At 72.6% G+C, this 20,104-nt stretch carries 17 protein-coding genes; 10 read left to right on the top strand and 7 right to left on the bottom strand.

Annotation, left to right across the window (positions count from 1 at the left end; genetic code table 11):
* Positions 1-53 precede the first annotated feature (53 nt).
* Together ddaH and ACTWJ8_RS32350 are read left to right on the top strand one after the other, a co-directional pair.
* Positions 54-830, top strand: a complete 777-nt coding sequence (gene ddaH, locus ACTWJ8_RS32355; protein WP_356373712.1) for a dimethylargininase — start codon at positions 54-56, stop codon at positions 828-830.
* A gap of 94 nt (positions 831-924) precedes the next feature.
* Positions 925-1,902 (top strand): acyl-ACP desaturase, encoded by a 978-nt coding sequence (locus ACTWJ8_RS32350; protein ID WP_356373713.1) that lies wholly within the window; start codon positions 925-927, stop codon positions 1,900-1,902.
* 96 nt (positions 1,903-1,998) lie between these two features.
* Here ACTWJ8_RS32350 and ACTWJ8_RS32345 read toward each other — a convergent pair whose 3' ends face one another.
* The 3 genes from ACTWJ8_RS32345 to ACTWJ8_RS32335 all read right to left on the bottom strand — a co-directional run bounded on the left by ACTWJ8_RS32345 (position 1,999) and on the right by ACTWJ8_RS32335 (position 6,575).
* A complete protein-coding gene (locus tag ACTWJ8_RS32345; protein ID WP_443261126.1) occupies positions 1,999-5,358 on the bottom strand; it encodes a hypothetical protein in 3,360 nt (1,119 codons plus the stop codon).
* Positions 5,359-5,447: 89 nt separating this feature from the next.
* Entirely contained in the window at positions 5,448-5,690 is a 243-nt protein-coding gene (locus tag ACTWJ8_RS32340; RefSeq protein ID WP_356373715.1) for a WhiB family transcriptional regulator, read from the bottom strand.
* A gap of 93 nt (positions 5,691-5,783) precedes the next feature.
* On the bottom strand, positions 5,784-6,575 hold the full coding sequence (locus ACTWJ8_RS32335; RefSeq protein ID WP_443261125.1) for a VOC family protein: 792 nt from the start codon (positions 6,573-6,575) through the stop codon (positions 5,784-5,786).
* Positions 6,576-6,821: 246 nt separating this feature from the next.
* Here ACTWJ8_RS32335 and ACTWJ8_RS32330 point away from each other — a divergent pair, with 246 nt between their 5' ends.
* The gene (locus tag ACTWJ8_RS32330) at positions 6,822-8,042 is read left to right on the top strand and encodes a glycoside hydrolase family 64 protein (RefSeq protein WP_443265062.1); all 1,221 of its coding nucleotides are present in this window, start codon (positions 6,822-6,824) and stop codon (positions 8,040-8,042) included.
* Between the two features lie 17 nt (positions 8,043-8,059).
* On the opposite strand, the gene ACTWJ8_RS32325 is transcribed toward ACTWJ8_RS32330, so the two are convergent.
* Both ACTWJ8_RS32325 and ACTWJ8_RS32320 read right to left on the bottom strand, forming a co-directional pair.
* Positions 8,060-9,643, bottom strand: a complete 1,584-nt coding sequence (locus ACTWJ8_RS32325; protein ID WP_443261124.1) for a GMC family oxidoreductase — start codon at positions 9,641-9,643, stop codon at positions 8,060-8,062.
* 110 nt (positions 9,644-9,753) lie between these two features.
* A complete protein-coding gene (locus ACTWJ8_RS32320; RefSeq protein WP_443261123.1) occupies positions 9,754-11,223 on the bottom strand; it encodes a purine-cytosine permease family protein in 1,470 nt (489 codons plus the stop codon).
* A 77-nt stretch (positions 11,224-11,300) separates the two neighbouring features.
* On the opposite strand from ACTWJ8_RS32320, the gene ACTWJ8_RS32315 reads away from it, so the two are divergent.
* Together ACTWJ8_RS32315 and ACTWJ8_RS32310 are read left to right on the top strand one after the other, a co-directional pair.
* Positions 11,301-11,927, top strand: a complete 627-nt coding sequence (locus tag ACTWJ8_RS32315) for a TetR/AcrR family transcriptional regulator (protein WP_443261121.1) — start codon at positions 11,301-11,303, stop codon at positions 11,925-11,927.
* A gap of 104 nt (positions 11,928-12,031) precedes the next feature.
* Positions 12,032-13,657: an amidohydrolase gene (locus ACTWJ8_RS32310; protein WP_443261120.1), complete on the top strand. Its 1,626-nt coding sequence runs from the start codon at positions 12,032-12,034 to the stop codon at positions 13,655-13,657.
* 6 nt (positions 13,658-13,663) lie between these two features.
* On the opposite strand, the gene ligD is transcribed toward ACTWJ8_RS32310, so the two are convergent.
* Positions 13,664-14,707 (bottom strand): non-homologous end-joining DNA ligase, encoded by a 1,044-nt coding sequence (ligD, locus tag ACTWJ8_RS32305; RefSeq protein ID WP_443261119.1) that lies wholly within the window; start codon positions 14,705-14,707, stop codon positions 13,664-13,666.
* Positions 14,708-14,780: 73 nt separating this feature from the next.
* Between ligD and ACTWJ8_RS32300 the strand changes: the two genes are divergently transcribed.
* Both ACTWJ8_RS32300 and ACTWJ8_RS32295 read left to right on the top strand, forming a co-directional pair.
* Positions 14,781-15,845 carry an ATP-dependent DNA ligase gene (locus ACTWJ8_RS32300; RefSeq protein ID WP_443261118.1) on the top strand — a complete coding sequence of 355 codons (1,065 nt, stop codon included), beginning with the start codon at positions 14,781-14,783 and terminating at the stop codon, positions 15,843-15,845.
* 32 nt (positions 15,846-15,877) lie between these two features.
* Complete coding sequence (locus ACTWJ8_RS32295; RefSeq protein WP_443265060.1) at positions 15,878-16,774, top strand: DUF3048 domain-containing protein; 897 nt, start codon at positions 15,878-15,880, stop codon at positions 16,772-16,774.
* A gap of 35 nt (positions 16,775-16,809) precedes the next feature.
* On the opposite strand, the gene ACTWJ8_RS32290 is transcribed toward ACTWJ8_RS32295, so the two are convergent.
* The gene (locus ACTWJ8_RS32290; protein ID WP_443261117.1) at positions 16,810-17,274 is read right to left on the bottom strand and encodes a MarR family winged helix-turn-helix transcriptional regulator; all 465 of its coding nucleotides are present in this window, start codon (positions 17,272-17,274) and stop codon (positions 16,810-16,812) included.
* 211 nt (positions 17,275-17,485) lie between these two features.
* On the opposite strand from ACTWJ8_RS32290, the gene ACTWJ8_RS32285 reads away from it, so the two are divergent.
* Genes ACTWJ8_RS32285 through ACTWJ8_RS32275 form a run of 3 tightly spaced genes read left to right on the top strand, consistent with a single transcriptional unit; the run spans position 17,486 to position 20,099 of the window.
* On the top strand, positions 17,486-18,241 hold the full coding sequence (locus ACTWJ8_RS32285; RefSeq protein ID WP_443261116.1) for a CoA transferase subunit A: 756 nt from the start codon (positions 17,486-17,488) through the stop codon (positions 18,239-18,241).
* Positions 18,242-18,243: 2 nt separating this feature from the next.
* Positions 18,244-18,888, top strand: coding sequence for a CoA transferase subunit B (locus ACTWJ8_RS32280; RefSeq protein ID WP_356373726.1), 645 nt, complete (start codon positions 18,244-18,246; stop codon positions 18,886-18,888).
* Positions 18,885-20,099: a thiolase family protein gene (locus ACTWJ8_RS32275; protein ID WP_443261115.1), complete on the top strand. Its 1,215-nt coding sequence runs from the start codon at positions 18,885-18,887 to the stop codon at positions 20,097-20,099. The genes ACTWJ8_RS32280 and ACTWJ8_RS32275 overlap by 4 nt, the downstream gene beginning before the upstream one ends.
* The last annotated feature ends 5 nt before the right edge of the window (positions 20,100-20,104 follow it).

Here is a 20,104-nt window from a genome sequence, read left to right as displayed (position 1 = left end):
CGTCCTGTGCATGATGTGCGCCGTCACCCCTTTTCTTCGCCATGGAGACCGCCGTGCCCAGCAAGAAGGCCCTCGTCCGCCGCCCCGGCCCGCGCCTCGCGGACGGGCTCGTCACCCACATCGAGCGGACCCCTGTCGATGCCGCGAAGGCGCAGGAGCAGTGGAAGGGCTACGTCGACGCGCTGGAGGCGCACGGCTGGGAGACGTTCCTGGTCGAGCCGGTCGACCTGTGCGCCGACGCCGTGTTCGTGGAGGACACGGTCGTGATGTTCCGCAACGTCGCGCTGATCACGCGCTCGGGCGCCGAGTCCCGCCGCCCCGAGACCCCGGGCGTCGAGGAGGCGGTGGCGCGGCTCGGCTGCTCCGTCAACTGGGTGTGGGAGCCGGGCACTCTCGACGGCGGCGACGTACTGAAGATCGGCGACACGATCTACGTCGGGCGCGGTGGGCGCACGAACGCGGCGGGCGTGCAGCAGTTGCGCGCCGTCTTCGAGCCGCTCGGCGCCCGTGTGGTTGCCGTCCCGCTCAGCAAGGTGCTGCACCTGAAGTCGGCGGTGACGGCGCTGCCCGACGGCACCGTGATCGGGCATCCGCCGCTGGTGGAGCACCCCGAGCTGTTCCCGCGCTTCCTGCCGGTGCCGGAGGAGGCGGGGGCGCACGTGGTGCAGCTCGGCGGTGACCGGCTGCTCATGGCCGACAGCGCGCCGAAGTCGGCGGAGCTGCTCGCCGATCTCGGATACGAGCCGGTTCTGGTGGACATTTCCGAGTTCGAAAAGCTGGAGGGCTGTGTGACCTGCCTCTCAGTTCGACTGCGGGACCTCCACACGTAACCACGGCCTTTATGGGGCGCTTAACCTACGGCAACGTAACCTACGACACCGTAGGTATCTCCGCTCGCATTACCTCCGTCCCCCAGGAGCCCCCGTGACCGTCATCTCCCCCCGCCTCGGCTCGTCGACCACATGGACCGACGCCCGCCTTCTCTACGCGCTGGAAGAAGTCGTCGAGCAGGAGCTCAACCGGCACCTCAAGGTCGCCAAGGACTGGATGCCGCACGACTACGTGCCGTGGTCCGACGCCCGCAACTTCCCCGAGTTCTTCGAGGACGGCGAGGCCTGGTCCAAGGAGCAGTCCCAGGTCACCGAAGTCGGCCGCATCGCCCTCGTCGTCAACCTGCTCACGGAGGACAACCTCCCCAGCTACCACCACGAGATCGCCTCCCTGTTCGGCCGCGACGGCGCCTGGGGCACGTGGGTGCACCGCTGGACGGCGGAGGAGGGCCGGCACGGCATCGTGATGCGCGACTACCTGCTCGCCTCGCGCGCCGTCGACCCCGTCCAGCTCGAGAACTTCCGCATGTCGCACATGAGCGAGGGCTTCGAGTCGGACAACCGGCACTCGATGCTGCACTCGGTCGCCTACGTCTCGTTCCAGGAGCTGGCCACCCGCATCTCGCACCGCAACACCGGGCACCAGTCCGGCGACCCGGTCTGCGACCGCATGCTCGCCCGCATCGCCACGGACGAGAACCTGCACATGGTCTTCTACCGCAACCTCCTGAAGGCCGCGTTCGAGATCGCCCCCGACCTCACCATGCAGGCCGTCCGCGACGTCGTCGTGAACTTCCGGATGCCCGGACACGGCATCCCCGGCTTCGAGCGCGCCGCCGCGCAGATGGCGATCGGCGAGGTCTACAACCTGCGCATCCACCACGACGACGTGATCCAGCCCGTCCTGCGCTTCCTCAAGGTCATGGAGATCGACGGCCTCGGCCCCGAGGGCGTCAAGGCCCAGGAGGAACTGGGCCTGTTCATGAACGGCCTGGACACCGAGGCCGCCAAGTTCGACGAGAAGCTGGCGGCCCGCAAGGCCCGGATGGCTGCGCGGGCGGCGTCGGCCTGACCCCAACCAGAAAGCCCCGCCGGCGATCGAGGCGCGGGGTCCGGGGCGGAGCCCCGTGGCGTGGGGCCGGGCAGGCGCAACCTCCCGACCCCGCCACTACGGCGCCGTACTGATCCGCGACGCGGCATCGCGGACGTCCGCGCACGGGTGGGCGCGCAGCGCGACCACGTGGGCCCGCCACACCGCGGGCCAGCCGGCGCGTTCCCCGGCCGCCGCCGCGATCGCCCAGGCGAACAGGCCCTCCGCGTACGTGCCGGACGCGGCGAGGGCGCAGGCCACCCGGTCCAGCTCCGCCTCCACCGCGTCCTCGCGGCGGAGCCTCCCCCGCAGGCCGTCCGCCGTGCGCGCGGCGAGTGCGGGGCGGTCGGCGTGCAGGGCGGCCAGCTCGCGCAGTCCGGGCTCCGGGTCCGCGAGGTCCACCGCGCCGAGCAGCACGCGCGCGGCCGACGCCACGAACGGGTCCCGTTCCGCGAGCCGCCGCGCCACCGACCGGACGGTGGGCCGCAGCGCCGCCTCGTGCGGCGCCCGGTCGGCGAGGAGTCCGGCGACGTGTTCGACCCTGCGGTGCGCGGGACGGTCCCGCTCCTCCCCCGCGTCCGGCTCGGGCCCGTGGTCCATGAGGGCGGCGAGCGCGGCGAGCAGCGCGTCCGTCCCCCGCGGTGTGCGGGCGGCCTCCCCGACAAGTCCCGCGGCGGCCGTGCGCCACAGCGCCGGCGATCGGCGCTCCACGTCGCCGAGAGCGCGGGCGAACAGCTCCGGTGCCCGCGGCGACCACGCGGACCAGCGCGCGAGCGCGGCGAGGGCCGTGGCCGCGAGTTCGTCGTCGTCCGTGCCCGCGACGGCGGCGACCAGTGCCGCGTACCGCTCGCGGTGCTCCCCGGCGACGTCGAGCGGCGTCTGCCGCAGCGCGGCGTCGCGCACCACCGGCTCCCGGCCCTCGCGCACGGCGTCCGCGAGGATCTCCCAGGCCGGCTCCTCGCCGAGCAGGCCCCGGGCGGCGAAGGCGACACAGGCGGCGCGGACGTCGCGGTGGGCGTCCGGTGCCGCGCAGGCGCGGGCGAGCAGCCGGGCGGCGTCGGGCGCGGGCAGCCGGGTCGCGGCGAGGCGTGCGCCCTCCTTACGGCTGGTGATCTTCTTGCCTGGTCCGGTCAGCAACGCGTCGAGCAGGGGCGCCAGTTCGGACGGGCGGACGTGCCGGGAGGCCTGCGTCGCGGCGTAGACGGCGACCCTGGCCCGGTCGCCTCCGGCGTGGCCGAGCAGCGGCTCCAGGTCCTCGCCGGTGCGGCCGAGCGCCGCGATGGCGGCCTCGGCGAGCGTGACGTCCGAGGCGCCGGCCCACTTCCTGAGCAGGTCGCGTCCCCCTTCGGGAACGTCGGCCGCGCTGTGGATCGCGGCGCTGCGGCGCCAGTGCCGCACCCCCGCGTCGCCCGCGAGCCGCTTCAACTGCCGCAGGTACGCCCGCTGTTGGCGAGGCAGCCAGCGTCGTACCGCAGACCCGCCCACCGGGAAGGCCCATGCGCTCTTGTCGGCCAGGAAGCGCCCGTACGGCGGCCGGTCGGTGAGGAAGCGGTCGAGCAGATCCGTGCGCCGGTACGCCACCACACGGGCCACGCAGCCGAGTTCGGCGGCGGACGGTTCGAGGTCGAGGACGCGCGCGGCGCGTTCGTCGCGGGTCGCGGGCGGCTCCAGCCACAGCTCGATCGCCGAACGGACCGTCGCGTTGTTGCCGTGCTCGACGGCGTGCCCCAGCAGTTCCTGAAGCCCCACCATCCCCGCGGCGCGGCGGCCCGTGGCGCGGGCCAGGGCGAGGACGAGCCGGTACTCACCCTTCTCCACCTCGGCGTCGATGCGCTCGCGCAGCGCCGCGTACACCTGGTGCTCCTGGCCGCGGCGCAGCGTGCGGTCGAGGCGGCCGAGGTCGACGCCGCCGCTGTGGCCGTGCAGGTCGACGAGGACACCGAGCGCCCAGTCGGTGTGCACGGGAATCTCGTCCGCCGCGTGCTCACGCAGGACGCCGAGAGCGAGCCGGGACAGCGCGCCGGTCGTCGCGTAGGAGCGGTCGCGCGCCTGCAGGGCGTCGGCGACGAGGCCGCTCAGGTGCGGCAGCGCGTCCGGCGCCCACAGCGCGGGGTGCACGTCGTCGGCGACGGCCTGGAGGGCGGCGCGGCGCACCGGGTCCTGCTCGTTGCGCAGCCGTCCCGCCAACTCCTGGGCCAGTTCCGTCATGCGGGCCGGATCGCCGGCGCGGGCGATGTTGCGCACCAGCAGCGGCCAGGCCACGGCGCGGTCCTCGGCGCGCGGCCTGCGCGTGGCGGCGCCGAGCGGCTCGCGGGCCTCGTCGGGCGGCAGACAGGACACGGCGCCGAGCACGGTGGTCCAGTCGGCGCCCTGCGTGCGGGCCGTCTCGGCGGCCTGCCGTGCCACGTCGGCGGCGTGCCTGCGGGGCAGGACGTCGAGCAGTTCGGTGGGCACGCCTTCTTGCGCGGCGCCCCGCCCGGCCATCGCCGTCTCGTACGTCGCCCAGCGGGCGGACGGCGCCTGGGCCCCCAGGAGCGCGGCGAGGTCACCGGGGTGCCGCGCGAGCGCACGGGCGTGGTCGGCGAGTTCCGGCGCCCCGGAGCGGGCCAGGGCGCGCAGGGCGGCGGGGCTCAGCCGGCGCGGGCCGGGGAGCGTCCTGCGCCAGGGCCCCGCGTACATCCGCAGCACCCGCTCGGGCGCGGCCTTCGCCCATACGTCCAGGCAGCGGCCGAGCAGGGAAGGGAAGCGGGTGGGCGGGTAGGCGTCGAGGAGGTCGAGCGCGCGCAGCGGGGCGGCCGGGGCGACGGCGACGAGCATTCGCGCGTACCGCCCGAACCAGCCGTCGCGGGCGCCCGCCGGGAGCCCGGACAGCTGCTCCTCGGCGACGTCCAGGACGAGTCCGTGGTACCGCCTGACGAGCGGCCGCCAGCTCATCACGGCGTGGAACACATGCGGCAGGAGCCGCGCGACGACGTTCGGCGAGCAGCCGGTCAGCAATCTCGCTGCCTCGGCGTCACCCCACTCCGCGCGCACCCGCTCGACGCACCGGTCGGCGAGCGCGGGACGCCGGCCGCTCGCGAGGGAGCGCAGCAGCCCGCGGCGGACGACCTCGGGCGCGTCGCGCAGCGCGCTCTCGAACGCGGCGTCGGGCACGTCGAGGCCGTCGGCCGCGCGCAGGGCGTGCCCGCGCACGAACGGGTCGGGGTCGGCGAGATGGCCCGCGACCCAGTCGGCGTCGCGCCCGACGCAGGCGAGCAGCGCGCCGACGCTCCGCTCGTGGCTGCCCCCGGCGTCCAGCTCCGCGAGGACATCGGCCAGTTCACCACTCGCCGCCAGCTCCCCGGCCCGCCGCGCGGTTTCCCGCAGCCGCGCCGGGAAGGGCAGCGGGTCGAGGGCGTCGAGGAGGCGGGCGGCGGCGGTCATGCGTGCGTCGGACATGCGACGAGTCTGCCTGCCGCCACCGGGCGGTCCCACCGAATATCCCTACATTCCGTCGGCCCCCGCCGGTTCACGGCGTCCGGCGGGGGTCAGGACTTCTTGAGCCGGTGCCGCTCCTTCTCCGAGAGTCCGCCCCACACACCGAACCGCTCATCGTGTGTGAGGGCGTACTCGAGGCAGCTCTGCCGGATCGGGCACAGGCCGCAGATCGTCTTGGCCTCGCGGACCGAGCTGCCCGGCTCGGGGAAGAAGAACTCGGCACCGGTCTGGGCGCACAGGGCCTGGTCCTGCCAGGTGGGGCCGGCAGGCGTGAGGGTCGTGTTCGCGTACATGCCGGTCAGTGTGCCGCCCGCCGAAAAACGTTTGATCAACGCGCCATCAACGGACGGCGATCGGGCATCCGGCGCGCACGGCGGGCTGGCGGGTCACTGCTGGTCTGGGTCCCCCTTCAGCACGGCGAACGTAGCCCCCGACGGGTCGGCGAGCCGGGCGATGCGGCCGACGCCGGGGATGCTGACCGGCTCGGAGCGCACGGTGCCTCCCAGGGACTGGGTGTGGTCCGCCGTCGCGTCCACGTCCGGGACATGGATGTAGACGGTCCAGTGCGGGCCCGCCTGCGCCTCCGCCGGGTCGCTGTCGAGCTTGGCGAGGCCGCCGAACATCGCGTTCTCGTCCGTGCCCGGAGGGTTGATCGTCGTGTAGCTGCCGCCGGGGAACTCGACGTCGAACGCGCCCCAGTCGAAGACCGACCCGTAGAACCGCTTCGCCGCTGCCACGTCCGGCGCGTACAGCTCCACCCAGTTCAGCCCGCCGTCGTCCCTGATGTATTCGAGCCCCTTGTTCTTGCGGGGCTGCCAGATGCCGAAGGGGGCGCCCGCCGGGTCGGCGAAGACGGCCATGCGGCCCAGGTCGAAGACGTCCATCGGCTGCAGCAGGGCGCTGCCCCCGGCCTGCTCGACCGCCTTCGCCGTGGCGTCCGCGTCCGCACTCTGGAAGTACACCGTCCAGCCGGGCTCGCCCTGGTCGGGCGTGACGGTCATGGCTCCGGCGACCGTCCTGCCCTCGTGCTGGAACATCCCGTACCCGCCGGCCTCGGGGCCCGCCGACAGGAACGTCCAGCCGAACAGGCCGCCGTAGAAGGAGATCGCGCCGTCCAGATCGGGGGTGCTGAGGTCCAGCCAGTTCGGCGCGCCGTCCACGAACTCCGTAGTGATCATGGGTCCTGCCCTCCTCGTCGAGGGTTTCTCTTCCGGACTGCCGAGTCTTCCACCGGGCACTGACAATCGCCTTGGCACCACGCTGACCTGCGCTGGTTCAGACCAGAGGAACCGAACCCTCCGCCTTCAAAAATTGAACGCAAACAAAAGGTGGGAGCGCTCCCTGCGCGAAGTATTGACGTCACGAGTCACCCTCGCCACAGTGGGGCTCCCCCACACACCCCCCACATTCAGGGAGTGCGCATCGTGATCTCGCGCAGAATATTTCTCGCCAGCGCCGGAGCCGGCCTCGTCACCACCGCCGCCGCGCTCACCGTTCCCTCCTGGACCGCGGGCGCCGCACCGGCCACCTGTGAACTCGCCCTCCAGAACACGTCGTTGACCGGCACCGTGCACGCGTACGTCACCGGACACGAGGACGGCAGCGGCAACTGGGTGCTGCTGCGCGCCGACGGCAGCGTCTACCACCCCGAGGAGCCGGGCGCCCCGCAGACCCCGCTGCCCGTCGACTGCGCCATCCCGCTCGGTGCCCCCGGCTCCGAGCCGAAGGTGGTGACGCTGCCCCGGATGTACGGCGCGCGCGTCTACTTCGTCCGCGACGACAAGCTCGACTTCTTCGTCAACCCGGGCCCCTCGCTCGTCGAGCCGGCCTTCGCCACGAAGGAGGACCCGAACTACGGCAAGACCTGGTCGTTCTGCGAATTCACCTTCAACGCCGACCAGTTGTACGCCAACATCAGCTACGTCGACCTGGTGACGGCGCTGCCCATCGGCCTGAAGCTGGAGGGCGACGCCACGCACACCGTCGCCCCGCTGCCCGACGGCGCGGTCGACAAGATCGCCTCCGATCTCGCGGCGCAGGCAGCCAAGGACGGGCAGCCCTGGGACAAGCTCGTCATCAAGGGCGACGACGGCAAGGTGCTGCGCGTGATCTCCCCGCAGAACCTCATGGCGCCCTACTTCGACAAGCCGGACGAGATGCCGTTCCGCGACGTGTGGAACGGCTACATCGACAAGGTGTGGGAGAAGTACGCCTCGACCGACCTGAAGATCGACCTCCAGGGCGGGCGCGGCACGTTCACGGGCCGGGTCAGCGGCGACACCCTCACCTTCAACGGCGGGCACACCTTCAGCAAGCCCCAGTCGAAGGACATCTTCACCTGCAACCACGGCCCGTTCGCCAACAACCCGGACGACTCCGACGACAAGAAGGGCATCCTGTCCCGCCTCGCCGCCGGGTTCAACCGCAGCATCATGCTCACGCACGCCGAGCAGCCGAACGGCGTGACGTCCGCGGACTACTACCAGGACGCCACGACCAACCACTGGTCGCGCATCGTGCACGCCAACTCCCCCATCGGCTACGCGTTCCCGTACGACGACGTGCAGGCCGACGGGCAGCCGGACGTGTCCGGCGCGGCGCACGACGGCAATCCGCGCCGGTTCACGGTGAGCGTCGGCTCGTAACTCCCGTTCGAGCAGCGCTACTTGGTGGCGTCCTCGCGGATCAGGTCGGCGGCCCGCTCCGCGAGGGCGACCGTGGGCGCGTGCGTGTGGCCGCGCGTGATGCGCGGCATGACGGACGCGTCCACGACGCGCAGCCCCGTGGTGCCGCGCACCCGGAGCCGGGGGTCGGTGACCGAGCCCTCGTCGGAGCCCATCCGGCAGGTGCCGACCGGGTGGTAGAGGGTCTCGGCGCTCGCGCGCACCGAGCGGGTCAGCGTCTCGTCGTCGACGACGCCGGGGTAGCCGCCCATCGGCCCGGTGTGGTGGGCGGCGAGGGCGCTCTCGGCGAGGAGTTCCTCGGCGCGGCGCACCCCGGCGACGAGGGTGCGCAGATCGTCCTCGTGGGCCAGGTAGTCCGGGTCGATCAGCGGCTCGCCCTCGGGCCCCGGGGTGATCCGGCCCTCGCTCTGCGGCTGGAGCAGGATCACGCCGACGGTCAGCCCGTGCTCGGTCGGCTCCTCGAGGCCGTGGTTGACGAAGGGCACGGGGGCGTAGATCAACTCGATGTCGGGCGCGTCGAGTTCCGGCTTCGTGGCGAGGAAGGCGACGGCCTCGCCGACGTTCGAGGTGAGCGGTCCGCGCCCGCCGAGCAGGAACCGGGCGATGTTGGCGGGAGAGTCGGCGCCGGTGAGGGTGATCGGTTTCGCGGCGCGGACGTTGAGGGCGTACATCAGGTGGTCCTGGAGGTGGCGCCCGACGTCCGGGGAGGCGACGAGGGTGTCGATGCCGGCCGCCGCGAGGGTGTCGGGGTCGCCGATGCCCGCCCGCTGAAGGAGGTTCGGCGAGTTGATGGCGCCCGCGGAGAGGATGACCTCGCGGGTGGCGCGCAGGGCGCCGGCGGGTATCCCGGAGGCGACGACACCGGCGGCGCGGGTGCCGTCGAAGTCGATGCGGGTGACGCGGGCGCCGGTGTAGATGTCGAGGTTGGGTCGGCGGGCGGCGGGCTTGAGGTAGCCGTCGGCGGCGCTCCAGCGGCGGCCCTTGTACTGGTTGAGCGGGGTGACGGCGAAGCCGGAGTGGTCGGGCCCGTTCAACTCGTCGAGTTCGCTGAGGCCCTGGGCGCGGCAGGCGTCGAGGAACGCGGCCGTGGTCGGGTTCGGGTGGCGGGGCGGCGAGATGTGCAGCGGGCCCTGGGTGCCGTACACGGAGTCCTCGCGCGCCTCGCCCTGCCAGCTCTCGGCGCGCTGGAAGTACCGGACGAACTCGTCGTACGACCACGGGGATCCGGCGGCCTCGCCCCAGGCGTCGTAGTCGGCGCGGTGGCCGCGCACCCACATCATCGCGTTGATGGCGGACGAGCCGCCCAGCGTGTGGCCGCGCGGCCAGTACAACTCCCGGTCGCCCAGGGCCGACTGCTTCGTCGTCGCGTAGTCCCAGTCGTACAGCGTCTTGAACAGCTTCGGGAACGCGGCCGGGATCCGGATCTCGGTCTTGCGGTCGCGGGGGCCTGACTCGACGAGGGCGACCTTGACGGAGGGGTCCTCGGAGAGCCGTCCCGCGAGCACGCAACCGGCCGACCCGGCCCCGACGATGACGTAGTCGTACGTACGGTCCTTGCTCAACGCGGCTCCCTCGACGGTCGGCGATCAGTGCCAGGTGTAGGTGGCACCGATGCTCTACCTGGCGGTAGGCACTGTCCAGAGCCGGTTGTGCGGGATGAGCGAGAATCGCGTCACGAGGCGGTCACGTCACGCGAGGCCACCGAGCGGCGCATCGTGAGCGTGTAGCAGAGGCAGGAGACCACCATGCCGACCGGCAGTTCGAGGTCGACGTCGCCGAGGGCGGCGGAGACGGGGCCGGTGAAGTAGAGGGTGTTCACGCACAGCGCGGCCGCCGCGGCGCCCGCCAACAGGGAGAACGCGCCCGCCCAGTTGACACCGCCCCGGTACCAGAAGGGGCTGCCGGGCGACTCGTCGGTGAGCGCGACCCCGTCGTAGCGGTTGCGACGCAGCACGATGTCGGTGGCGTAGATCGTCATGCTCGGTCCGAGCAGGATGACGGTCAGCTGCATGACATTGCTGACCGTGTCGAGGAAGTTCGAGACGAGCAGTCCGTAGAGGGTGAGCGCGACGGCGGCCGTGCCGTCGAACAGGACGCTGACGGAGCGTCGGATGCGCAGCCCGACGGCCTGGAGCGCGAGCCCCGCGCTGTACGCGGTCAGGGCGTTGATGGCGATGGTGCCGAGGACCAGGGCCAGCAGGAACACCGGGGTGAACCAGCCGGGCAGGATCTTCTCCAGGGCCGCCTGCGGGTCGGTCATGTCGACGGTCGTGGCCGCGAGCACGCCGAGCGCCGACACCACGACGCCCGGCAGGAAGCCGCCGAGCGCGGTCCAGCCGACGATGGCCCGCTTCCGTGTCGTCCGCGGCAGATAGCGCGAGAAGTCCGCGCTGGTGGTGTACGACAGCGGTCCCGACGCGATGAGGGTGACACCGGCGAGCACCGTGGCCCACAGGTCGACGCCGGTGAGGTGGTGCGGCGGTACGTAGCCGAAGTCGGCGTGCCGGAACACCACGACGGCGACCACGACGAAGGCGGCGGCGAGGACCAGCGTGATCGGCAGGTACAGCTTCATGATCAGGGCGTGGCCGTAGACGCTGATGGTCAGGGTGAGCGCCGCGATGACCACGATGACGGCGGCCTTCACTCCGGTGTTGACCGGGATGCCGACCCGTGCGACCAGCGAGAACGCGGCGACGGCGGCGGCCGACAGGTTCAGCGCGAAGTAGCAGACGGAGATCACCCAGCCGACGATCGCGTTGTTCACGCGGTTGCCGATGACGCCGAAGAGGGCGCGGGTGATGACCTCGCTCGGTGCGCCCGCCGCGGGGCCCGAGACCGAGAGCCAGCCGGTCAGGATCCAGAACAGGTTGCCGACGACCAGCACGGCGAGCGCCTGCCACAGGCTCAGGCCCATCAGGATCAGGGCGCCGCCCACGACGAGGCTGAGGTAGTTGATGCCGCCGGCGGCCCAGACCGAGAACAGGTCGCGGGCCCTGCCACGGCGTTCGGAGTCGGGGATGTGGTCGATGCCGTGGGCCTCGATGCGGGAGGCCGCGGCCCGGTCCGCGTCGGGCGGGGGCTGCGCGGTGCCGTCCGTGCCTTCGGTGCCCGGGTACGGATCGGGGAGCGTGGACGCCATGGGCCCTCCGGGGTGCTGGTCGTGTCCCACCTGCTGCTTGCTTGCTTATTGGTCGCACACTCAATAACGTGACGGGCATGTCGTCAAGCGTTGAGCGCAAGCGAATTCGAAAATCTCCGGCCGCCAGACGTGCGGAAATCGTTGCGAAAGCCGCTGCGGTTGCGCTTTCCGAAGGTCTGGAGTGCGTGACGCTACGGCGCATCGGCGAGGAGCTCGACGTGCGTCCGGGGCTCGTCAGCCACTACTTCCCTTCGGCCGAGGAGCTGGTCGCGGAGGCGTTCGGGAGCGCGGCGGCGGGCGAGCTCGACGCGCTGCTCCCCGAGGGCGGCGCGGACACGTCCGCTCGGGAACGGCTCGGGCGGTTCCTCGCGCAGACCGCGGGCCCCGCGTGGGACGACATCAGCCGGCTGTGGATCAACGCACGGCACCTGAGCCGGTACCGGGATTCGCTGCGGGTCCGCGTCGAGGAGCAGGAGGCGGACTGGCGGGGGCGGCTCACGGGGCTGCTCGCGGACGGCGTTGCGCGCGGGGAGTTCCGGACGGCCGATCCGGAGGTCGTGGCGATGCAGATCCTGGTCGTCCTCGACGGGCTCGGGGCGAACGCGGGGGCGGATCTGGCGACCCTGCCTCCGGCGGTCGCACGGATGGCGTTCCGGCTCGCCGAGCGTGAACTGGGGCTCCCCGAGGGGGCGTTGGACTCGTAGATCCGCAACGGCGTCACGGTCGCGGGGCGCCGCCCCGGACCCCGCTCCTCGATCGCCGGAGGGGCTGAACCGGACCGCACTCCACTCGCAAGGAGATCTGCACGATGCACCACCCCGATCTGATACTCCTCAACGGTCGGTTCCTCGACCCCGTCGACGGCGGGAGCGGCGCGCACACCGCGCTGGCCGCCGGCGGTGGCGTGATCACCACGTTGGGCGACGACCGGGAGGTGCGGGCGCTCGCCGGGCCCCGCACCGTCGTCGTCGACCTCAAGGGCGCCGTCGTGACACCCGGGCTCGTCGACGGGCACATGCATCCCGTGTCCGGGGCCGAGCTGACCGCCGGGGTCGACCTGTCGCGGTGCGAGAGCGTCGACGACGTACGGCGTGAACTCGCGCGCGCCCGCGAGTCGTTGGCGGACGGGGCGTGGCTGCACGCCTGGGGGCTCGACCCGAACGTGTTCGGGGACCGGCCCGTGGAGGCCGCCGCGCTGGCGCCCGTGCTCGACGGGGTCCCCGCGCTGCTCCAGCTTTTCGACGCCCATTCGATGCTGGCGAGCCCCCGCGCCCTCGAACTCGCCGGGGTCGACGGGCCGCGCACCTTCGACCAGGCCGCCGAGATCGTCTGCGACGCCGACGGGCGGCCCACCGGGCTGCTCCTGGAGGACGCCGCGTGCGAGCTGGTCGAGCGGGCCGCGCCCCGGCCCACCCGCGCCGAGCGCCGCGAGCGGCTCGCGCGGACGCTGCGGGAGATGGCCGCGAGCGGGCTCACCGGCGGGCACGCCATGGACGCCAACGGGGACAGCATCGAGCTGTACGAGGAGTTGGACGCGGCCGGGGAGCTGGCCGTGCGGCTGCGGGTCGCGCCCTGGTGTCAGCCGGGCGCGGACGCCGACGCGGTGCGCGAGCTGATCCAACTCCAGTCACAGGGCGGCGCGTTGTGGTCCGTCGACGGTGTGAAGCTGTTCATGGACGGCACCATCGACAACGGCACCGCGTGGCTGGAGCGGCCCGACTGCCACGGCGAGTCGACGCACGCGTTCTGGCCCGATCCGGCCGCGTACACGGAGGTCGTCGCCGCGCTGCACGGCGCGGGTGTGCCCACGGCGACGCACGCCATCGGGGACGCGGCGGTGCGGCACGCGCTCGACTCCGTGGAGAAGGCGCGGGCCGGGGCCCCCGGCGACGTACGGCACCGCGTCGAGCACATCGAGACGGTGCCGGACGACACGGTGCGGCGGTTCGCCGAGCTCGGCGTGATCGCTTCGATGCAGCCCACGCACTGCTGCGACTTCACGCGGGCCGACCACACGGACAACTGGTCGCGGCGGCTCGGCGAGGAGCGGGCGGGGCGGGCCTGGCGCTGCCGGGACCTGTGGGACGCGGGCGCGACCGTGGTGCTCGGCTCGGACTGGCCGATCGCGCCGTACCCGCCGCTCGGTGTGATGGCGGGGGCGCGGCACCGGCGGCCGACGCGGGATCTCGCGCTGCCGCCGCACGGGCCCGAGCAGGCGCTGACCGGCGCGGAGGCGCTGCGGGCGATGACCGTGAACGCCGCGCACGCCGCGGGTGAGGAGCGGAGCGCGGGGCGGATCGCCGTCGGGTTCCGGGCCGACCTCACGGCCTTCGGGGCGGATCCGGTCGCCGCACCGGCGACCGAACTCCCCGACGTCCCCGTCCGGTTGACGGTGCTCGGCGGTCGCGTGACGCACCGGGCCGCCGACCTGTAGGCGCGGTCACCCGACGTCGCCCTCCTCGTGCCGGGCGCGGCTCGGCTGCACCCGCTTGGGCTCGCCCGGCATCTTCGGATACTCGGGCGGGTACGGCAGGTCGCCGAGCCCGCGGTCCTTGCCGTCGCGGTCGGCCAGCTCCAGGAGGGCGTCGAGACGGTAGCGCTCCTTGTCCATGTCGGCGTGCACGTCGCCGCGTTCGGCGTACCGCTTCGGCATGGTGACGATGTCGAAGTCACGGGGCAGCGCGTCGCCCAGCTCGTCCCAGGTGAGCGGCGCGGAGACGGGGGCGTGCGGGCGGGCGCGCACCGAGTAGGCAGAGGCGATGGTGCGGTCGCGGGCCGTCTGGTTGTAATCGACGAAGATCCGCTCGCCGCGCTCCTCCTTCCACCACGCCGTGGTGACGAACTCGGGCATGCGGCGCTCCAGTTCACGCCCGCAGGCGATCGCGGCACGCCGCACCTCGGTGAACGTCCAACGAGGCTCGATGGGCACGAAGACGTGCAGTCCGCGCCCGCCGGAGGTCTTGGGCCAGCCGACGAGGCCGCCGAAGTCGTGGAGCACCGCGCGCAGTTCGCGGGCGGCGTGCACGGCGTCCGCGTAGTCGGTGCCCGGCTGCGGGTCGAGGTCGATGCGCAGCTCGTCGGGGTGGTCGAGGTCGCCGCGCCGCACCGGCCAGGGGTGGAAGGTGAGGGTGCCGTACTGGGCGGCCCAGAGCACCGCGGCGACCTCCGTCGGGCACATCTCGTCGGCGGTGCGGCCCGAGGGGAAGGCGATGGTGGCGGTGGGGATCCAGTCGGGCAGGTTCTTCGGCGCGCGCTTCTGGTAGAAGGACTCGCCGGTCACTCCGTCGGGGTAGCGCTCCAGGGTGGTGGGGCGGTCGCGCAGGGCGCGCAGGATGCCGTCGCCGACCGCGAGGAAGTAGTTCGCGACGTCGAGTTTCGTGTACGTCTGCGTGCCCCCGTCGGGGAAGAACACCTTGTCCGGGCTGGACAGCCGTACCGACCGTCCGCCCGCTTCCAGCTCCACTGCCGCGCCCTTGCCGCCCATGCGCTCACGCTAGGCCGAAAGGACGTAAACCGCATACCGGGCGATCCGGGCACACTCGCGACAGAATCGGTGCATGGATCTTCCCGTGCTGCCGCCGGTCAAGCCGATGCTTGCCAAGTCCACCGCCAGGATCCCCGCCGGGATGCACTACGAGGCGAAGTGGGACGGCTTCCGGGCGATCGTGTTCAGGGACGGTCCCGAGATCGAGCTGACGAGCCGCACCACCAAGTCTCTGACCAGGTACTTTCCCGAGCTGGTGGAGGCGCTGGCCGAGCGGCTCCCGGAGCGCTGCGTGCTCGACGGGGAGATCGTGATCGCGCGGGACGGCCGCCTCGACTTCGACGCGCTCACCGAGCGCATCCACCCGGCCGAGTCCCGCGTCCGCACCCTCGCCGAGCGCACCCCCGCCTCCTTCGTGGCCTTCGACGTGCTGGCGCTCGGCTCCGAGTCCACGGTGGAGCTGCCGCTGTCCGACCGCAGACCGCTCCTGGAACAGGCCCTCGCGGGCGCGACGCCGCCGCTGCACCTGGCGCCCGCCACGACCGACGCCGACCTGGCGCAGAAGTGGTTCGAGCAGTACGAGGGCGCGGGCCTCGACGGGATCGTCGCCAAGCCGCTCACCCTGCGTTACCGGCCCGACGAGCGCGTCATGCTCAAGATCAAGCACGAGCGGACGGCGGACTGCGTGGTCGCCGGCTACCGCTTCCACAAGAGCGGCCCGGTCGTCGGCTCCCTGCTCCTCGGCCTGTACGACGACGGGGGCGCGCTCCAGCACGTCGGGGTGTGCGCGGCGTTCACGATGAAGCGCCGCACGGAGCTGGTGGCCGAGCTGGAGCCGCTGCGGATGGAGCTGCCGGCCGAGGGCCACCCGTGGGCGGCGTGGACGGACGAGGCGGCGCACGAGAGTCGCCGGATGCCGGGCGCCACCAGCCGCTGGACGGGCAAGAAGGACCTGTCCTGGATCCCGCTGCGCCCTGAGCTCGTGGCCGAGGTGGCGTACGAGCACATGGAGAACGGCGCCCGGTTCCGGCACACGGCCCGCTTCCGCCGCTGGCGCCCGGACCGTACGCCGGAGAGCTGTACGTACGCGCAGCTGGAGGAGCCCGTGAAGTTCGACCTGGGGGATGTGCTGCGCTGAGCGCCCGCGGGTAGTCACAGTGCGTGGACGATATGCGCAGGCGCACGGTCGTGGTCGGGGCTCTCGGGGTGTTCGCGGCGGCCTGTACGGCGAGCAGGCTGCCCGGGGGCGGGAGTTCGCCGTCGACGCGGGCGCCGGTGCTCGCCGTGAAGATCGACAACGTGGGGGCGGCGCGGCCGCAGACCGGGATCGACGAGGCCGACCTCGTGTACGTGGAGCAGGTCGAGGCGGGGCTCAGCCGGCTGATGGCGGTGTTCGGCTCGCGGCTGCCCGAGGTGGTCGGCCCGGTGCGCAGCGCGCGCGAGACGGACCTGGAGCTGCTGCGCCAGTTCGACCGGCCGACGCTCGCCTACTCGGGTGCCCAGAGCGCGCTGCGGCCCTCGATCGACGCGGCGCCGATCCGCGCGGTGCCGCCGGGCACGGCGGACGGCGCGTACTTCCGCGGCTCCGACAAGCCGGCGCCGCACAATCTGTACCTGCGGCCCGCGAAGCTGGGCGATCCGGCGGCGGGCGTCGCCGCGGGCACCCTGGCGGGCTTCGAGTTCGCGGAACGGCCCCCGAAGGGCGGGCGGGCCGAGACGACGCACACGGCGCGCTTTCCGGCGGCCCGCTTCACGTTCGACTGGTCGGCATCGCAGGGCCGTTGGCTGGTGAGCATGGACGGCCGCCCCGCGACCACGGCGTCCGGCAAGCGCCTCTCGGCCCCGACGGTCGTCGTCCAGTACGTCGCCGTCGAGCCGTCCCGCTTCCACGACCGCTCGGGCAGCACGACACCGCTGTCCCGGACGGTCGGCGACGGCACGGCGCTGGTCCTCCGCGACGGCCGTGCCCACGAGGCGACGTGGCGCCGCCCGACCCCGGCGGACGGCACGGCCTTCAGCGTCCCGTTCGCCCCGGGCCCGGTGTGGGTGGTGCTCGCGAAGGGGTGATGCCCGCCGCGCCCGCGCCCGCGGGGCGTGCGGGCCTACGCCTCCGCGGCGACCACCTCGCCCGGGTGCCGCAGGCCCTCCGCCGCGTCGCACACCCGCTGGATCAGGTCGAAGAAGACCGCTCGCTCGTCGGCGTCGAGCGGGGCGAGGAAGATCTGGTTCATGCGGGCCGTGCGCACGGACAGCTTCTTGTGCGTGCGCAGCCCGTCGGGTGTGAGGCGCAGCAGCCAGCGGCGGCCGTCCTGCGGGTCGCGCACCTTGTCGACCAGCTCACGCCGGGTCAGCCGGGTGATCACCTCGGCGATGGTGGAGCGGTCGAGACCGACCCGCTCCCCCACGGTGCGCTGGTCGAGCCCCGGCTCGGCCACCAGCGCGTTGAGCACCGCGAACTGGGGGGATGTGATCTCCTCGGAGACCATCGTGTTCCACAGCAGATAGTGGGCCTGCTGGAGCCGCCGGGCGAGATGCCCGGGATGGGTGGTCAGGTCCACCGCGGCCATGGCGGTCCTCCGTCTGCTGTCGTTGCGCCGCTGAACACGGCCGTGCACTGAGCAAGGATCCGGCAACCGGCGACCGCTTGTCGAGTCCATACGCCATTTTCCCTGGGAACTCTTGACGGTTCACACACCCAGTGGCAACGTGAGCCGCACCCAGAAACGCTCAGTGCCCTGAGCATTTCTCGAGCACTTCGCGGAGATGAGGCTGGCAGGGATGGACAAGGTTGTCGCCACGGCCGCACAGGCCGTCGCCGACGTGGGCGACGGTGCGTCGCTCGCGGTCGGCGGGTTCGGCTTGAGCGGCGTACCGAACGTGCTGATCAAGGCGTTGTACGAGCAGGGCACCGGGAACCTCTCCGTGGTGTCGAACAACTGCGGCGCCATGGACTCCGGCCTCGCCGTCCTGCTGAGCGCCGGCCGGATCAGCCGCGTCACGGGCTCGTACATCGGCGCGAACAAGGAGTTCGCCCGGCAGTACCTGGCCGGTGAGATCGAGGTCGAGATGATCCCGCAGGGCACGCTCGCCGAGCGGCTGCGCTCGGGCGGCGCGGGCATCCCCGCCTTCTACACCCCGGCCGGCGTCGGCACGCAGGTCGCCGACGGCGGACTCCCCTGGCGCTACGACGGAAACGGCGGCGTCGCGAAGGCCTCGCCGCCCAAGGAGGTCCGCGAGTTCGACGGGATCGAGTACGTCCTGGAGCGCGGCATCCGCACCGACTTCGCGCTCGTCCGCGCCGCCAAGGGCGACCGGCACGGCAACCTGGTCTTCAACAAGTCCACGCGGAACTTCAACCCGCTCGCCGCCCAGGCCGGAAAGATCACGATCGCCGAGGTCGAGGAGCTGGTGGAGCCGGGCGAGATCGAGCCCGACGCCGTGCACCTGCCGGGCATCTTCGTGCAGCGCGTCATCGCCCTGACGCCCGAACAGGCCGTCGACAAGGGCATCGAGAAGCGGACGGTGAGTGAGTAACCATGTCCTGGACCCGTGAGGAAATGGCCGCGCGCGCCGCACGCGAGCTGCGCGACGGTCAGTACGTGAACCTCGGCATCGGCCTGCCGACGCTGATCCCCAACTACCTCGGCGGCGACGTGGAGGTGATCCTGGAGTCCGAGAACGGCATCCTGGGCACCGGCCCGTACCCCACCGACGACGCCGTCGACCCCGACCTGATCAACGCGGGCAAGGAGACGGTCACCGTCCTGCCCGGCGCCTCCTTCTTCGACTCCGCGCTCTCCTTCGGGATGATCCGCGGCGGCCACATCGACGTCGCCGTGCTCGGCGCCATGCAGGTCTCCGCGAACGGCGACCTCGCCAACTGGGCCGTGCCCGGCAAGATGATCACCGGCATCGGCGGCGCCATGGACCTCGTGCACGGCGCCCGCACCGTCCTGGTCACCATGACGCACACCGCGAAGGACGGCTCCCCGAAGATCGTCGAGGAGTGCTCGCTGCCGCTGACCGGCAAGGGCTGCGTCGACCGCATCATCACCGACCTCGCCGTGCTCGACGTGACCGAGGACGGCCTGGAGCTCGTCGAGCCGGCGCCCGGCGTCACTGCCGACGAGGTCGTCGAGAAGACCGCCGCGAAGGTACGCATCCCGGAGGCAGCCAAGTGAGCCGCACCGTCAAGGACGTCTACATCGTCGACGCCGTCCGCAGCCCCATCGGCCGCTACAACGGCGCCCTCGCCGCCGTCCGCCCGGACGACCTGGCCGCGCACGCGATCCGTGAACTGGCCGCCCGTACACCGGACTTGGACCCGTCCCGGATCGAGGACGTGTACTTCGGCAACGCGAACGGCGCGGGCGAGGAGAACCGCAACGTCGCCCGCATGGCGGGCCTGCTCGCCGGGCTGCCGACCTCGGTGCCGGGTGTCACCGTGAACCGGCTGTGCGCCTCCGGACTCGAGGCCGTGGTGCAGGCGGCCCGCGCCATCGCCGTCGGCGACGCGTCCATCGCCGTGGCCGGTGGCGTCGAGTCGATGACCCGCGCGCCCTACGTGCTGCCGAAGAACGACAAGCCGTTCCCGGCCACCAACACCACGATGTACTCCACCACGTTGGGCTGGCGCATGGTCAACCCGAAGATGGAGCCGCAGTGGACGGTGTCGCTCGGCGAGTCGGCCGAGCTGATCGCCGACAAGCACGGCATCACGCGCGAGCAGCAGGACGAGTTCGCGCTCGCCAGCCACCAGAAGGCCGCCGCCGCGCAGAAGAACGGCCTCTTCGACGCCGAACTCGCGCCGGTCACGATCCCGCAGCGCAAGGGCGACCCGTCGGTGGTCTCCGCCGACGAGTCCGTGCGCGCCTCCACCTCCCTCGAAGCGATGGCCAAGCTCAAGCCGTCCTTCCGCAAGGACGGTGGCACGGTCACGGCGGGCAACGCCTCGCCGCTGAACGACGGCGCCGCCGCGCTGCTCCTCGTCGACGAGGAGGGCCTGAAGGCCACCGGGCGCGAGCCGCTCGCCCGGATCTCCGCGACCGGCGTCTCCGCGATCGACCCGCACTACTTCGGGCTCGCCCCCGTCGAGGCGACGAACCGGGCGCTCGCCAAGGCGGGCAAGGGCTTCGACGACCTGTCGACCCTGGAGCTGAACGAGGCGTTCGCCGCGCAGGTCCTCGGCTGCGTCGCCGAATGGCCCGAGTTCGACCCGGCGGTCCTCAATCCGCAGGGCGGCGCCATCGCGCTCGGCCACCCGCTCGGCGCGTCCGGCGCCCGGCTCGCCGGCACCGTCGCCCACCAGCTCGCCCGCAAGGGCTCAGGCGTCGGCGTCGCCACGCTCTGCATCGGCGTGGGCCAGGGCCTCGCCCTCGTCCTGGAACGTTAGGAAGG

Origin of the sequence: Streptomyces sp. SDT5-1 (genome assembly GCF_052245995.1) — a bacterium.
Taxonomy (GTDB): domain Bacteria; phylum Actinomycetota; class Actinomycetes; order Streptomycetales; family Streptomycetaceae; genus Streptomyces.
Note: the sequence above shows the minus strand (reverse complement) of the source record. Positions and strands in the feature narration are given on the sequence as shown.

Coding starts and splice junctions, on each gene's coding strand:
- ACTWJ8_RS32315 (WP_443261121.1), top strand. CDS start 11,301: ATGTCGTCAAGCGTTGAGCGCAAGCGAATTCGAAAATCTCCGGCCGCC.
- ACTWJ8_RS32290 (WP_443261117.1), bottom strand. CDS start 17,274: ATGGCCGCGGTGGACCTGACCACCCATCCCGGGCATCTCGCCCGGCGG.
- ACTWJ8_RS32300 (WP_443261118.1), top strand. CDS start 14,781: ATGGATCTTCCCGTGCTGCCGCCGGTCAAGCCGATGCTTGCCAAGTCC.
- ACTWJ8_RS32345 (WP_443261126.1), bottom strand. CDS start 5,358: ATGTCCGACGCACGCATGACCGCCGCCGCCCGCCTCCTCGACGCCCTC.
- ACTWJ8_RS32320 (WP_443261123.1), bottom strand. CDS start 11,223: ATGGCGTCCACGCTCCCCGATCCGTACCCGGGCACCGAAGGCACGGAC.
- ACTWJ8_RS32335 (WP_443261125.1), bottom strand. CDS start 6,575: ATGATCACTACGGAGTTCGTGGACGGCGCGCCGAACTGGCTGGACCTC.
- ACTWJ8_RS32340 (WP_356373715.1), bottom strand. CDS start 5,690: ATGTACGCGAACACGACCCTCACGCCTGCCGGCCCCACCTGGCAGGAC.
- ligD (WP_443261119.1), bottom strand. CDS start 14,707: ATGGGCGGCAAGGGCGCGGCAGTGGAGCTGGAAGCGGGCGGACGGTCG.
- ACTWJ8_RS32295 (WP_443265060.1), top strand. CDS start 15,878: ATGCGCAGGCGCACGGTCGTGGTCGGGGCTCTCGGGGTGTTCGCGGCG.
- ACTWJ8_RS32285 (WP_443261116.1), top strand. CDS start 17,486: ATGGACAAGGTTGTCGCCACGGCCGCACAGGCCGTCGCCGACGTGGGC.
- ACTWJ8_RS32280 (WP_356373726.1), top strand. CDS start 18,244: ATGTCCTGGACCCGTGAGGAAATGGCCGCGCGCGCCGCACGCGAGCTG.
- ACTWJ8_RS32310 (WP_443261120.1), top strand. CDS start 12,032: ATGCACCACCCCGATCTGATACTCCTCAACGGTCGGTTCCTCGACCCC.